The 16,536-nt window shown below is 33.2% G+C and carries 9 protein-coding genes; all 9 read left to right on the forward strand.

All coding sequences use genetic code 11. The annotated features are described in order from the left end of the window. The first annotated feature begins 49 nt into the window (after positions 1 to 49). The 9 genes from pta to RT99_RS08515 all read left to right on the forward strand — a co-directional run bounded on the left by pta (position 50) and on the right by RT99_RS08515 (position 16,496). Complete coding sequence (gene pta, locus RT99_RS08470) at positions 50 to 2,143, forward strand: phosphate acetyltransferase (RefSeq protein WP_042564299.1); 2,094 nt, start codon at positions 50 to 52, stop codon at positions 2,141 to 2,143. A gap of 189 nt (positions 2,144 to 2,332) precedes the next feature. Then, positions 2,333 to 3,517, forward strand: a complete 1,185-nt coding sequence (locus tag RT99_RS08480; RefSeq protein ID WP_042564301.1) for an acetate/propionate family kinase — start codon at positions 2,333 to 2,335, stop codon at positions 3,515 to 3,517. Positions 3,518 to 3,621: 104 nt separating this feature from the next. Beyond that, positions 3,622 to 6,366, forward strand: a complete 2,745-nt coding sequence (locus RT99_RS08485; protein ID WP_042564581.1) for a LuxR C-terminal-related transcriptional regulator — start codon at positions 3,622 to 3,624, stop codon at positions 6,364 to 6,366. A 244-nt stretch (positions 6,367 to 6,610) separates the two neighbouring features. Beyond that, complete coding sequence (locus tag RT99_RS08490) at positions 6,611 to 9,613, forward strand: SusC/RagA family TonB-linked outer membrane protein (RefSeq protein WP_042564302.1); 3,003 nt, start codon at positions 6,611 to 6,613, stop codon at positions 9,611 to 9,613. A gap of 4 nt (positions 9,614 to 9,617) precedes the next feature. After that, a complete protein-coding gene (locus RT99_RS08495) occupies positions 9,618 to 11,081 on the forward strand; it encodes a RagB/SusD family nutrient uptake outer membrane protein (protein WP_042564303.1) in 1,464 nt (487 codons plus the stop codon). A gap of 73 nt (positions 11,082 to 11,154) precedes the next feature. After that, positions 11,155 to 12,525 (forward strand): glucoamylase family protein, encoded by a 1,371-nt coding sequence (locus RT99_RS08500; RefSeq protein ID WP_042564304.1) that lies wholly within the window; start codon positions 11,155 to 11,157, stop codon positions 12,523 to 12,525. Next, on the forward strand, positions 12,525 to 13,250 hold the full coding sequence (locus tag RT99_RS08505; protein ID WP_242607180.1) for a prolyl oligopeptidase family serine peptidase: 726 nt from the start codon (positions 12,525 to 12,527) through the stop codon (positions 13,248 to 13,250). The genes RT99_RS08500 and RT99_RS08505 overlap by 1 nt, the downstream gene beginning before the upstream one ends. Before the next feature lie 10 nt (positions 13,251 to 13,260). Then, positions 13,261 to 15,561 carry a beta-glucosidase BglX gene (gene bglX, locus RT99_RS08510; RefSeq protein WP_042564583.1) on the forward strand — a complete coding sequence of 767 codons (2,301 nt, stop codon included), beginning with the start codon at positions 13,261 to 13,263 and terminating at the stop codon, positions 15,559 to 15,561. A gap of 146 nt (positions 15,562 to 15,707) precedes the next feature. Then, positions 15,708 to 16,496, forward strand: a complete 789-nt coding sequence (locus tag RT99_RS08515) for a glycerophosphodiester phosphodiesterase family protein (protein WP_052483621.1) — start codon at positions 15,708 to 15,710, stop codon at positions 16,494 to 16,496. The last annotated feature ends 40 nt before the right edge of the window (positions 16,497 to 16,536 follow it).

Consider the following 16,536-nt stretch of genomic DNA (forward strand, 5'->3'; position numbering starts at 1 on the left):
AAAAAAAAATCATTTAGATTATCTTTGTTTAGAATCAATATAAATAACTATGAGTAAAGCAATATATATAGCCACCAGTGATCAAAATAGTGGAAAATCGATTATTACACTCGGTTTAATGAGCATTTTGATTGGTAAAACGGCTAAAGTAGGTTATTTTAGACCTATAGTTGAAGATTTCGTCGATGGAGAACAAGACAATCATATCGAAACTGTTCTCTCTTATTTTAACCTTGATATTAAGTTTGAAGACGCATATGCCATTACAAAAAGCAAACTTATCAAGAAGAAAAATAAAGGGAAAATAGGTGAGGTTCTGGATCTTATTATTGAGAAATATAAAAAGCTGGAAGAACGTTTTGATTTTGTTCTTGTAGAGGGAACAAGCTTTACAGGAGAAGGAACTTCAATCGAATTGGATTTGAATGTTTTAATTGCAAAAAATCTCGGAATTCCTACCATAATTATTGGTTCAGGAGTAGGTAAAACATTAGAAGAATTGGTAGACAGCCTTTATTTGGTTTATGATTCTTTCAAAATAAAAGAAGTTGAGGTTCTATCGGTTTTTGCTAATAAAGTTCAGCCGGAAAATATCGAGCTGGTTACAAAAAGCCTTCAAAAAAGTTTACCAGCGAATGTTTTGATTAATACAATTCCGCTTATTTCAAGTTTGAATAATCCGACAATGCAGGAAATTGTAAATGAACTGGATGCCAAAGTTTTATTTGGAGAAAATTATCTGAACAATGAAATCGGGCACTTTAGTGTGGGAGCAATGCAATTGCATAATTATTTAGTGCATTTGCATAATAATGCACTTGTAATTACTCCGGGAGATCGTTCTGATATTATTTTAGGTGCTTTACAAGCCAATGAATCAGTAAATTATCCTACCATTTCAGGAATTATTTTAACCGGAAATATTGTTCCTGAGGAGAGTATTTTAAAGCTTATTGAAGGACTTTCTGCAATTGTACCAATTATTGCTGTTGATGGCGGAACGTATCATATTACAAACCGAATTGGTGCGATAAAATCTGAAATTTATGCCAACAACACCCACAAAATCGAAACTTCCATTACAACATTCGAAAAATATGTTGATAATGACGCGTTATCTGAAAGATTAATCACTTTTGTGCCGGAAGGAATGACACCAAAAATGTTTCAGTACAATATGGTGAAAAGAGCCAAACAGCATCGTAAACATATTGTTTTGCCAGAAGGAAATGATGATCGAATTATCATTGCCGCTTCAAGATTATTAGATATGGATGTGGTTGATATTTCCATTATTGGTGATAAAAAACAAATTGAAAGTAAGGTTACAGAACTCGGAATAACATTTGATTTTTCGAAAGTAAACATTATAAATCCGAGCGAATCAAAAAATTATGAAGATTACGCCAATACTTATTATGAGCTTAGAAAAGCCAAAAATGTAAGTATTACAATGGCAAGAGATTTAATGGAAGACGTTTCGTATTTCGGAACCATGATGGTGTATAAAGGTCACGCTGACGGAATGGTTTCCGGAGCCGCACACACCACACAACATACTATTTTGCCGGCATTGCAATTCATTAAAACAAAACCAAATTCATCTGTAGTTTCATCCGTATTTTTTATGTGTCTGGAAGATCGTGTTTCTGTTTTTGGAGATTGTGCTATTAACCCAAATCCAACCGCAGAACAATTGGCAGAAATTGCAATTTCTTCGGCAGAATCAAGTTCAGCTTTCGGAATTGAACCTAAAATTGCCATGCTTTCTTATTCTTCCGGTTCATCAGGAAAAGGGGATGAAGTAGAAAAAGTAAGAGCCGCAACTGAGATTGTAAAACAAAAACGTCCTGATTTAAAAATCGAAGGACCAATTCAATATGATGCCGCAGTAGATCGCGCCGTAGGAAAAAGCAAAATGCCGGATTCTGAAGTGGCAGGGCAGGCGAGCGTACTTATTTTCCCTGATTTAAATACAGGAAATAATACCTATAAAGCTGTACAAAGAGAAACCGGAGCATTAGCCATCGGACCAATGTTGCAAGGTTTAAACAAACCTGTAAACGATTTAAGCCGTGGCTGTACTGTAGATGATATTATAAATACAGTTGTAATTACAGCAATTCAGGCGCAAGGACTTTAATTAATTATTAATGGTGAATTATGAATTATATTGTGTTATTATCTTAAAAAAATCCGTTTTTTATCCGCGTTTTGCTTTAGCAATCCGCGTCATCCGCGTTCAAATTCACGTTCTTAAAAAAAATATAGGCTTAAGCCTTTTAGTAAAAAAACTTAGTGACTTAGTGCCTTCGTGGCAAAAACATAAAAAATGAAAATATTAATTATAAACTCAGGAAGTTCGTCAATAAAATACCAATTAATGATTATGCCAACAAACGAAGTAATTTGTAGCGGAATGATTGATAGAATTGGTCTGGAAACTTCAAATGTTACGTTTAAAACAGCTTCAGATTCATTAGAAGAATTGCTTCCGATTGCAAACCATAAAGTAGGTTTGCAAAAAGTTGCCGATATGCTTTTAGATACTGAAAAAGGAGTTATAAAATCGACTTCAGAAATTGGGGCAGTTGGGCATCGTGTGGTACATGGAGGAAGTTATTTCTCTGATACAACAATTATTACAGAAGAGGTTAAAGAAAAAATAAAAGAACTTTCAGAACTAGCACCTTTGCATAATCCGGCACATTTGATTGGAATTACTGTTGCTGAAGAAATTTTTTCGGATGCAAAACAAGTCGCCGTTTTTGATACCGCTTTCCATCAGACAATTCCGGTTGAAGCCTATAAATATGCGATTCCAAATTACCTTTTAACAGAAAATAAAGTTCGTGTTTATGGTTTTCACGGAACAAGTCACAAATATGTATCTGAAAAAGCGATAGGTTATTTAGAAAATAATTCTAAAATAATCACAATTCACTTAGGGAACGGCTGTAGTATGACAGCGATTAAAGACGGGAAAAGCATCGATCATACCATGGGATTTTCGCCTGCAAATGGTTTAATTATGGGAACCCGCGCCGGAGATATCGATCAATCGGTAATTTTTTATCTGACTAAAAATTTAAGCTACACTGCAGATGAAGTAAATGCAATTTTACTAAAACAAAGCGGAATGCTCGGACTTACAGGTTATAGTGATTTGCGTGATATTGAAGCTGAAGCCGAGAAAGGAAATAAAGACTGTCAATTGGCTTTATTAATGAACGCTTACAGAATTCGAAAATATATAGGCTCTTACACTGCAGCATTAAATGGTCTGGACGCTATTATTTTTACTGCCGGAATTGGTGAAAATTCATCTTATATGCGAAAATTGGTTTGTACTGATATGGACTATTTCGGAATTGAATTAGATCAAGAAAAGAATCAGGTTCGTTCGAAATCAATCAGAGAAATTAGTAAGCCAAATTCAAAAACAAAAGTTTTGGTTATACCAACAGATGAAGAATATGAAATTGCCAATCAGGTTTATCAATTGCTTCAAAACTAAATTTAAAATCCACTTTATAAGTAAAAAAGCTTCTCAACCGAGGAGCTTTTTTACTTATAAAAATTAAATATTTGTCATTATCTTTGAATATAAATCCGAATATTTTGAAATCGATACTTCTAAAATTATTTTTCTTCTTTTTCATCGCTTCTCAAATTCAAGCACAAGAATTACTTCCTTTCGTTGAAAACTATAATAAATCAGATTACCAGGGTGATAATCAAATTTGGAATGTTGCTCAGGGAAAGGATAATGCGATGTATTTTGCTAATAATCACTACTTATTGCGATATGATGGTGTAATGTGGGAAAAATATACATTGCCGAATAAAACCATTATTCGTTCAATTATGATCGAAGGCGATAAGATTTATTCTGGCTCTTATAAGGAATTTGGTTATTGGTACAGAAAAGACGGTAAAATGCGATATGTTTCGATTACCAAAAACCTGCGTTTGTTTGATGAAAAAGATAACGAAGAAATCTGGAAAATTTTCAGGTTTAATGGTTCTATTTATTTCCAGTCGTTTAATGATGTTTTTATTTATAACGGAAAACATATTCAAAAAATTAAATTTCCATTTTTAATTTCTTATTGTTTTGTAATCAATAAGAATGTTTACGTTGCTTCTGTTGAAAAAGGTCTTTTTAAAATGGATGGCTCCAAAATTTCGAATCCAAAAGGCTGGAATGTTTTAAAAAACACAGTTGTACATGCAATTGAGAAATATAATGACAAGTTCTATATTTTTACTCAGAAAAAAGGAATTTTTATCATTGAAAATAACGGATTAAAACCCTGGAACAATCCATTGAATGAAACATTAAAAGCAGCTACAATTAATATTGCTAAATTTATAAAAACAAACAAACTGGTTGTTGGAACCGGAAACAGGGGAGTTTTTATTTATGATTTTAATACAGACACCTATAAAAACATTGATAGAAGCAATGTTTTAATGAATAATTCTATTTTAAGTATTGGCTTTGATAAAGAAAATGATTTGTGGCTGGGATTAGATAACGGAATTGCGCATGTTGAAGTAAATTCGCCAATCTCCTTTTTTTATGACAATTCAGGAACGTTAGGTTCTATTTATTCTGTTGCTACAACTAATAAGGGATATTTAATTGCTTCCAATCATGGTGTTTTTGAATTTGATTCCGGAAAATTTAAAATGATACCTAACACACAGGGTCAGGGCTGGAATATTACTAAAATAAATGAAAAATATATTATTGGTCATAATGACGGAACATTTTCATATGATAATGGATTTTTAAGCAAGATAAATAAAGTAAGCGGAGGGTGGAATTTATCGAAAAGCAGCATCAATGATACTTATTTTCAATCTACTTATAGTGGCGTTTTGGTTTATGATAATCCTTTAGACCTTACTAAATATAAAGTAATTAACGATTTTACTAAACCAATTAAATACGTTGCCCAAAATAAAAAGAATGAAATTTGGGCAGCAGATAATTATCGTGGTTTGTATCGTGTTTTATACGACGATAACTATAAAACTAAGAAAATTGAGAATGTAACTCAGCAAAGTAAAATCAAAAATGACTTTGGAGTTAAGATTTTTGAATTTAGAAATGAAATACTCTTCTTAATCAACAATTCATGGTATACGTATAATTCGATAACCAACAAACTTGAAGAAAACGAATTGTTTAATGAAAATTTCAAGAACGTTTCTGATGTAATTGGCATAGATGAAGATCATTTTATGGTACTTCAGGATGGAATTTTATACCATATATATGTTAAGGGAAATAAATTTGTTTGGAATATTATTCAGGAGAAATATTATAAAGGAAAATTAATCAATGACAACCTGAGAATTTTTAAAAACAAGAATCATTATTTATTAAATCTTGATGATGGTTTTATTTCTCTTCAATTGAAGTATGAAAATAAGCAAAATACACAGATAAAAGTTGAAGCTTTTAATGATGGAAATTTAATTCCTGATGATTCTAAAATTAAATATAATACCGAGCTGAAAATTAATGTTATATCTGGAATTTATGGAGCCAGCAAACCAAATTTGTTTTATAAACTAAATAAAGGCAAAGATTTTAGTCCAATTTCAGATGGATTGATTTTGCTGAATAATTTGAGCAGCGGTTATCATTCAATGATAATCTATAAACACGATGGCGCTAATTATGACAAAGTATCAAGTTTTGAATTTAAAGTAGCTCAGCCCTGGTACTTTTCTTTTTGGATGATTTTATTATATCTTTTAATAATTGGAGCAGTTTTATTTTTCTATTACAAATGGAATAAACTGCGTTATATGCAAAAATTAAAATTGCAGGCCGAAGAATTAAAACATCAAAGGGAAATTCTTGAAATGGAGTTGAAGGCTGAAAACGAATTAAATATTCAGGAGTATGAAAAACATATTTTAGAATTGGAACTACAAACTAAATCATCCGAAGTTGCCGGAAAGTCATTGTCTATAGCCAAACAAAGTGAGATGATTGAAAATATCCAAAGCATTTTGGATTCTGAAAAAGATTTCAACAAACTTAAAAGTGAAATTAAAAAAGCAATAAAGATAAATGAAGTCAATAAACACGAGTGGGAAATTTTTGAAACCAATCTGAACCAAATCCATAATGAATTCATTATAAATCTTTCAAAGAAGTTTCCAAATTTAACTCCAAAAGATATAAAATTGTGTGTTTATCTTAAAATGAATCTTTCATCAAAGGAAATTGCACCTATGATGAATATCTCTTTTAGAGGTGTAGAATTACACAGATATCGCCTTAGAAAGAAATTAAATCTCTCACAGGAAGAAAATCTGTCAAAGTTTTTATTAAGTCTGTAAGATTTGCATTTGTTTTTTACATATTTTATATTTTTCCACATCATTTTTTATAGAATTACAATACATCATTACTACATCATAAGGTTATGTTAAGGAAATAAAATTAACATTTAAAGCTTTGATTTTTAGTACAATATATTAATGTTTTAACATAATGATGTAGCTGTGTAGTAGTGGTATTTGATGTACTACAACGTTGTAATTGTTTAATTTGGCTCTACTAACTTAAACGATTACGAACTGTATGAAAAATTTTATTTTTAGCTTTTTAGCACTCTTGCTTCTTCCGGCTTATATGTCTGGACAAGCAATTAAAGGAAAAGTAGTAGACAGTAGTGGAATGGGAATTCCCGGAGCAGTCATTAGCGCTCCCAATTCACGAACTTCTGCTGATGCTGATTTCGACGGAAATTTTACAATAAATGCTAAAGTGGGTGAGATTATAAAAATCTCAATGCTTGGTTTCGACGCTGTATCTGTACCAGCAACAGCAGAACCAATGTCAATTACATTAAAAGAATCAGGTGATACTGCCTTGAAAGAAGTTGTAGTAATTGGATATGGTACAAGAAAGAAAATTGATAATACTTCGGCTGTAAGCTCAATTAAATCGGAGGAAATTACCAAAATGAAGGTTGCAAATGCATCGCAGGCCATACAAGGTAAGGCGGCTGGTGTTCAGGTATCTACTTCAGATGCGCCTGGAAGTACACCATCAGTTGTAATCAGGGGAGCTGGTACTGCATTAGGAGGAAGAAATCCTTTATATGTTGTAGACGGTATGCCAACTGACAATATCAATAACATCAATAGTAATGATATTACATCTTACGAGATTTTGAAAGATGCTTCTTCATTAGCTATTTACGGAACCAGAGGTGCAAATGGTGTAATTATGATTACAACCAAAAACGGAAAAGGAAAACTTACTGTAGATGTTGAAAGTTTTACAGGTATCAGAAGCCCTTTGAAAAAAGTAAAAATGGCAAATAGTGACGAGTATGTTCGCTATAGTAATGCTGCTTACAGTAACGATTTTCCACAAGGCAGATTCTCTGCAAATCAGCCTTATAATACAGATTGGTTAGATGCGATTACAAGAACAGGAACCTATACTCAAAACAATATTGCAATCTCAGGATCTTCAGAAAATGTAAAATACTTTTTTAGTGTTGGAAATTATGAAGAAAAAGGAATTTTAAACGGATCTGATTACGGACGTACTACTATCAGAAACAATAATGAGTTTAAACTTTCAGAAAAAGTTAAAATAACCCAGAATTTAAGTGTAAGTACTATTAAGAATACGCCAATGCCTTTGAGCGCATTTACGAATGCTTACAGACAATCTCCACTAGTTCCTGTGCGTTACGCTGACGGAAAATATGGTGTGCCATTTGTTTCTAATGGAGTTGTAGCTGAAACCGGAGCATCTTTTAACAATGTTGGAAATCCGGTAGCTCAATTGGATTATACAAATGAGCAGCAACAAACTGTTATGCTGCAAGGTGGATTAAAATTAGATTATGATATTATCAAATCTTTAAAATTTACTTCACAATTCAATGGAGAATTTTATACCTACAAACAGTATAATTATGTAGATAATCAAGCACTTTGGTTATCGGCAGATCCAACTCGTGCAGTAGCAGGGTATCCATTAGATTTGAATATAAATACTTTAACAAGGAATAGAGACCAATATTTTAACTGGAATTTGTCAAACTATCTAACTTACAACAAAGTTTTTGCTGAAATCCATGATGTTGAAGTTACAGCTGGTATTGAAGCAAATGTACAAGGAACCAGAGAAAAGTTAACTATTGACAGAAAGAATGTAAATGCAAACTCAAATTACTGGTCTTTAAAAGATGTTAATGTTGCAGGTAATGTTACAGGTTTAAAAGATGAAGCTTTGAACCAAAGAAGACTGGCATCTTATTTTGCACGTTTTCAATATAAATTGTTAGACAAATACTTGGTTACAGGTACTGTAAGACGTGATGGATCATCACAATTTGCTGAAGACAAGCGTTGGGGAACATTCCCATCAGTTGGTTTAGGCTGGATTGTATCTAAAGAAACCTTCTTAAGTAATGTAGAACCAATTAATTTATTAAAAATTAGAGGATCTTGGGGTAGATTAGGAAATCAAAATGTACCACTTAATACACAGTTGTTAACTTCTGGATTAGATTATTCAGGTTTAGGTTCAGGTACTACAATAAATTCTCAGGTAGATCCTAATTTATCTTGGGAGATTGTTGAAGAACTTTCAGGAGGTTTTGATTTTGAAGTATTGAACAGCAGATTAAAAGGATCATTTGATGTCTATGATAAAAATACAACAAATACAATTTTGAATGTTAAACCATATTCAACTTCTGGAATTACCGTTGCTACACCAGCACATATTGGAGAAGTATCTAACAAAGGTTATGAAATTGCATTACGTTGGGATGATAAAATAAATGACAATTTAAGCTATTGGGTAGGAGGAAATTTTTCCCATAATAAAAATGAGCTTACAAGTCTTAAAAATGTTCAGTTAAATCCAATTATTGGAGGAAGTTTAGGAAATGGACAAAACACCAAAATTCTTGATAATACTTCAGTAGGGCAGCCATTAGGTAGTTTTTTTATGTATGAGTATGCAGGAGTTGACCCAACAAACGGTCAAATGTTGTACTACAAAGCAGATGGTTCTAAAGTTGCTCAATCAGGATTAGACGAACTTAAAGACAAAAAGTATGTAGGTTCTCTTTTACCAACTTCTAATTATGGAGTTACTTTAGGAGTAAATTACAAAAACATCGATTTTTCTGTTGACGGTTACGGAGTTGGAGGATCAAAAGTATATAATGGAAAAAAAGCGCAGCGTTTTGGAGGTGAAAACATAGAAGCTTCAACAGCTCGTGATTTCTGGACACCTACAAATACAACAGCTTCTAATCCTGCACCTTCTAATTTAACTCCTTTCGCTTCAACTTATTACTTGGAGTCTGCAGATTTTTTTAGAATCAATAATATCACTTTAGGATATAAACTTCCACTTAAAGAAGATCAGTTTATTAGCTTTTGCCGAATATATGTGAATGCAATTAATCCATTTATCTCACAAAAATTCTCTGGATTTTCACCAGATGTTACAAGTGATGGTAAACTTGTTGAAGGCACTCAAGGGGTTGAGTTAGATGCTTACCCATCATTGAGATCATTTGTTATAGGTGCTAATTTAAAATTTTAATATTATGAAAAGATTATATATATCAATGTTTGTACTTTCTGGATTATTTTTTTCCGGATGTTCAGATTTTTTTTTGGATGTAGAGCCGACAGAAGCTATTCCCGCAGATCCTGCTTTGGTGAATAGCGATGCAGGAGCAACAGGTTTTGTAACGGCAATTTACAATCAATTTTTAGGATGGGAAATGTCTTCTTTTGGATGGAATGCAGTTTCAAGTATTATCTCAGATGATGCAGATAAAGGCTCTGACCCGGGAGATGCGGGTGGAGATAAAGATATTATTGATGCATTAACTTATAATGCTTCAACTCCATCATTTCAATCTACATGGGAGGCTAATTATGCTGGAATTAACAGATGTAATCAGGCATTAGAAATGTTTCCTAAATTAGATAAAGCAAACCCTGTTTTAAAAGCAAGATTAGTAGGTGAAACGAAGTTCCTGAGAGCTTTTATGTATTTTACTTTAGTAAAAGGATACGGCGGAGTGCCAATTATAGATCATTTAGCTCTTGTTCCAATTTCTGAGGATGATAGAAAAATGCAATTAACTCGTAAAACAGTAGCAGAAGTTTATGCTTTTATAGAGCAAGACTTAAATGATGCTGCAGAAGCTTTGCCTTTAAAATCAGCTTACTCAGGGGCAGATGTTGTCAGAGTTTCTAAAGGATCTGCATACGCTTTATTAGCAAAAGTAAATCTATATCAAAAAAATTGGCAAAAAGTAATTGACAATTGCGATAAAGTAACGGGTTATTCTTTAGTTTCTGATTATTCATTACAATTTAAAAAAGAAGGAGAATTCGGCCCGGAATCTATTTTCGAAATTAATGGAGTTGGTTCTACTTCTACACCTGGATTTGGAATTGGAAATTACTCTGTTTCTCAAGCACCACGTGGTGCCGGAGGTTGGGGATGGGGATTCAACACACCAACTCAAGGTTTAGCAGATGCTTATGAGCCAGGAGATGTTAGAAGAGAAGCAACTATCATTTTTAGAGGTTCAGTTTTATATGATGGTAGAGAAATACCATCAACTGTAGCAAATCCAAGATACAATTATAAAGCATATTCATCAGCTTTTTACAATCAGGAATTTACAGATACAAATCTTAGATATTTAAGATATGCTGAAGTCATATTAATGAAAGCGGAAGCTTTAAATGAATTAGGACAAACTTCAGACGCAATTCCTTTAGTAAATCAAATTCGTAAAAGAGCAGGTTTAGGAGATACTCCTTTTACTTCTCAAGATGATATTAGAAAAGCAATCTACAAAGAAAGAAGATTAGAATTTGCTTTCGAACATGACAGATGGTTTGATCTTGTAAGAACAGGTCAGGCAGCAGCAGCAATGGCAGCAGACGGAAAAAACTTTATTGTTGGAAAACATGAGTTATGGCCTATACCAACTTCATTTATAAGAGAAGCGAATGGACTTTCTCAACAAAACCCTGGTGGTTACTAATTAAAATCTCAAAATCACTCCTTTCGAAAGTTGAAAGGAGTGATTATTTTCAAATTCCCATAATTTTTTTATAATGATTAGAATTTCAGTTTTACTAATGGTTTTTACTTTTTTTGGTTGTGGTTCAAATACTGACAAACCAAAAGAAAATGCAGAAGAAAATACTGCAACGGAGAAATTATCTGATGAGCAACTTTTAAACGTGGTTCAAAAAGAAACCTTTAAGTATTTCTGGGATTATGCCGAACCAAACTCTGGGTTAGCCAGAGAACGTTATCATCCAGATGGAATTTATCCTGAAAATGATTCGAATATTGTAACTACAGGTGGTTCTGGTTTTGGATTAATGGCACTTGTTTCTGGAATGTCTCAAGGCTATATTACCAAAGATCAAGGTGTTGAAAGATTAAACAAAATTGCGGATTTTTTAGGCAAAGCCGATCGTTTTCACGGAGCTTGGTCACACTGGATAGACGGAAATACAGGAAAAGTAAAGCCTTTTGGAACCAAGGATAATGGTGGAGACTTAGTCGAGACTTCATTTTTGGTTGCGGGAATGATTACAGTTCGCGAATATCTAAAAGACGGTTCTGAAAAAGAAAAAGCAGTAGCTCAAAAATATGACGCACTTTGGAAAGGAGTGGAGTGGAACTGGTACACAAACAACAAAAATGTTCTATACTGGCATTGGTCGCCAAACTATGCGTGGCAAATGAATTTTGCATTAGAAGGATACAACGAATGTTTAATTACTTACGTAATGGCAGCTTCTTCTCCAACTCACGGAATTGATGCAAAAGTTTATCACGAAGGCTGGGCAAGAAGCGGAGAAATCGTTTCATCAAAAACAAAATACAATCTTCCGTTAGTTTTAAAACACAATGGAGCAGAAGAATTTGGAGGTCCGTTATTCTGGGCGCATTATTCTTATGTAGGACTTGATCCAACTCAATTAAGCGATAAATATGCCAACTATTGGGATTTAAACGTAAATCAAACCAAAATCAATTATGAATATTGTGTAGAAAATCCTAAAAAAGGCTACAGTGCTGATTATTGGGGATTAAGCGCTTCGTATTCAAGAAATCCTGATGGGTCAATAGGTTATAATGCACATATGCCGAGTAACGATCAGGGCGTTATGTCGCCAACTGCTGCTATAAGTTCGATCGTTTATACACCAAAAGAATCTATGGCTGTAATTCGTAATTTATACGATAATCATAAAAAAGAAACTTGGGGGAATGCCGGTTTTTATGATGCTTTGAGTTTACAGAATAATAACTGGGTTGCAAAACGCTACTTAGCAATCGATCAGGGACCAGAAGTTGTGATGATCGAAAATTACAGAACTGAATTATTATGGAAATTATTCATGAATGCTCCGGAAGTAAAACAAGGTTTAGTAAAACTTGGATTTAAATCAGGTAAATACGGTTTTTAATGGCACTTAAAATTAAAAATAGTATCAAGTTATTATTGTTTCTTTTTTCTGCGATGGGTTTTGCGCAAAGTGAGACAAACGGAAAATTGAAAACAGTTGTGGTGGCCAATTATGAATTAGGTTACGCTTTACATAAACCCGCCAATACAAAGGAGAAAAAATCTTTAATAGTTTTTATTTCCGGTGATGGAGAAAAAGGAACTGACATTGAAAAAGTGAAAATTAATGGGCCTTTAAAGTACTTAAAAACACATCAATTAGATACTTATGTTTTGGCGCCGCAATGTAAAGAAGGCGAAAAATGGAGTATTGAATCTATTTATGAATTGATTTTAAAAATTCAGAAAGAAAACAAAATAGATCCTGACAGAATTTATGTTACAGGTTTAAGTTCCGGAGGCTGGGCAGCCTGGAATTTGGCACTTTCGTATCCGGATATGTTTGCAGCTATAGTTCCGATTTCGGGTTTTGTTGATTTAATTGAATTAGAAAGTGCTTGTAAAATAGCCAATATTCCAACCAGAATTTATCACGGATTATTGGATGATGTGGTAAAACTAGATTATGCAATTGCGATTTACAAAGAATTAAAAAAATGTAATGCAAAAGATGTTCAGCTAACCATTTTTGATGATGCCGGTCACGATAGCTGGACAAGAGTTTATGATAATCCGGAAATTTATGACTGGATGCTTAAACAGATTAAAACAAATACAAATAAATAAAAACAATAGAATGAAAAAGAAATTAGTCTTACTGTTTTTAGGATGTGCTGTTTTGGGTTACGCCCAAAAAAAGAACACTAAAAATGCAGTAAAAATTAAACCGAAATCTGAGTTTGTAGCCGAGTTAATTTCAAAAATGACTTTAGACGAAAAACTAGGGCAGTTAAATTTACCAACTTCTGGAGATATTACTACAGGACAAGCTAATAGTTCTAATGTTGCAAAAAATATTGCCGAGGGAAAAGTTGGAGGTTTGTTCAACATCAAATCGGTACAAAAAATTAAAGAAGTTCAAAAAATTGCTGTTGAAAAAAGCCGCTTGAAAATCCCATTGCTTTTTGGAATGGATGTTATTCATGGTTACGAAACTACATTCCCAATTCCGTTAGGATTATCTTGTACATGGGATATGAATTTGATCGAAAGAAGTGCGCAAATTGCTGCTCAGGAAGCAAGTGCAGACGGAATTAACTGGACATTTTCACCAATGGTTGATATATCCCGTGATCCTCGCTGGGGAAGAGTTTCTGAAGGTTCAGGAGAAGATCCGTATTTAGGAAGCCAGATTGCAAAAGCAATGGTAAACGGATATCAACAACACGATTTATCTAAAAACAATTCAATTTTAGCTTGTGTAAAACACTTCGCTTTATACGGAGCCCCAGAAGGCGGACGTGATTACAATACTGTTGATATGAGTCATATCAGAATGTTTAACGATTATTTTCCTCCTTACAAAGCAGCTGTTGACGCAGGAGTAGGTTCAGTTATGGCCTCTTTTAACGAAGTTGACGGAATTCCGGCTACAGGAAATAAATGGTTAATGACCGATGTTTTAAGAAAACAATGGGGTTTTAAAGGTTTCGTAGTAACAGATTTTACAGGAATTCCTGAAATGATCGAACACGGAATGGGTAATTTACAAGATGTTTCGGCTATGTCCTTAAACGCGGGTGTTGAGATGGATATGGTTGGAGAAGGTTTTTTAACGACTTTGAAAAAATCTTTAGACGAAAACAGAGTTACTATTTCACAAATTGACAATGCGGTAAGACTTATTCTAGAAGCAAAATATGACTTAGGATTATTTGAAGATCCTTATAAATATTGCGATGAAAAAAGAGCTAAAACGGAGATTTTTACAGCAAGCAGCAGAAAAGAAGCAAGATCGATTTCTGCTCAGTCATTGGTTTTATTAAAAAATAAAAATCAGGTTTTACCTCTTAAAAAATCTGGAACTATTGCACTTATCGGACCATTGGCAGATGCAAAAGAAAATATGCCTGGAACATGGAGTGTAGCTACAAAAATGGAGAATGCTATTTCATTATTAGCAGGAATTAAAGAAGTTGCAGGAGCTTCGACTAAAGTTTTATATGCAAAAGGAAGCAATTTAGATTACGATGAAACTTTTGAAACAAATGCTACAATGTTTGGTAAAACCTTACATCGTGATTCTCGTTCAAAAGAAGAATTATTAGCTGAAGCTTTAAAAGTTGCAAATCAGTCAGATGTAATTGTGGCAGCTCTGGGAGAATCTGCTGAAATGAGCGGAGAATCAAGCAGCCGTACGAATTTAGAAATTCCACAAGCACAAAAAGATTTATTAAATGCCTTATTAAAAACAGGAAAACCGGTTGTTTTAGTATTATTTGACGGACGTCCTTTGGTTATTACAGAGGAAGAAAAAACAGTTCCTGCAATTTTAAATGCCTGGTTCGCCGGTACAGAAGCAGGTTACGCTATCGCCGATGTTTTATTTGGAGATGTAAACCCTTCTGGAAAATTGACAACAACTTTCCCAAGAAGCGTAGGACAAGTGCCAATTTATTATGCACACAAAAATACAGGAAGACCACTTTCTAATACAGAAGGAAAATTCGAGAAATTCAGATCAAATTATATCGATGAAAGAAACGAGCCATTATTTCCATTTGGTTTTGGTTTAAGTTATACTTCTTTCGAATATTCAAACCTGAAAATTTCATCTGATAAAATGAATTTCAGCGGAAAACTAAAAGTTACGGTTGACGTTGCAAACACAGGAAATTATGACGGTAAAGAAACCGTTCAGTTATATATCAGAGATTTAGTTGGTTCGGTAACAAGACCCGTTAGAGAATTGAAAAACTTTCAAAAAATAACCCTTAAAAAAGGAGAGAAACAAACAGTGACTTTTGAAATTACTGTTGAAGATTTAAAATTTTATAATTCTGATTTACAATTCGTAGCAGAACCTGGACAGTTTGATGTTTTCGTTGGTGGAAATTCAAATGCCGATAAGAAAGTTAGTTTTGAGTTAACTAAATAATTGGTTTGTTAATTAGAAATTGCCCTTCGTACTGGTTATACGGAGGGCTTTTTTATAGTTTTTTAGTCTTAAAATGTATTAAAATTAGTACGGATTTTTAGATCAATAAAAACTCAAATTTTTCAAATAATTTAATTTTCTATACAATGAAAACCATTAAAACATCTAAAATATTCCCGTTTCTGTTTGCAATAGTTGTTTTGTCTTCTTGTACGGCAAAGAAAAATGCGATTGTTGCACATCGCGGAGCCTGGAAAACAAATAATTTTCCGGAAAATTCAATTGCTTCACTTCGACATGCGATTGATTTAAAATTGGCAGGATCAGAGTTTGATGTATGGAGAACAGCCGATGATTCATTGGTAATCAATCATGATGCGCACTATAACAAACTTCTTATTGAGGAAACAAATTATGCGGACTTAATAAAATTTAAACTTTCAAACGGAGAGAAGCTGCCTACTTTACATGAATATATCACTGAAGGCAAAAAAAATAATAAGCACACACTTTTGGTCTGTGAAATAAAACCTTCGGAAATAAGTAAAGAAAGAGGAAAGAAAACGGCACTGAAAACGGTTGAAGTAATTAAAAAACTTAAAGCTGATAAAATTACGGGTTACATCAGTTTTGATTATGACATTCTGAAACAAATTAGAGAAGTCGATCCTAAAACCTCTTTGCAATATCTGGAAGGAAATAGATCGCCAAAAGAAGTGAAATTAGACAAAATAACGGGCGTTGATTTCCATTATTCAGTTTTTGAAAAACATCCGGAATGGATCAAAGAAGCTAAAGAAAATCATATTACACTAAATGTCTGGACGGTTAACGATGCCAAAGTAATGGATTGGATTATCGAAAATAAATTCGATTATATAACCACCAATGAACCGGAATTGCTAAAGGAAAGAATTATAAAAATTAAAAATTAAAAACACTCTTTTCAAAGCTTGATTTTTAATTATAAAAACA

It is taken from the genome of Flavobacterium sp. MEB061 (assembly GCF_000834715.1).
GTDB classification, from domain to species: domain Bacteria; phylum Bacteroidota; class Bacteroidia; order Flavobacteriales; family Flavobacteriaceae; genus Flavobacterium; species Flavobacterium pectinovorum.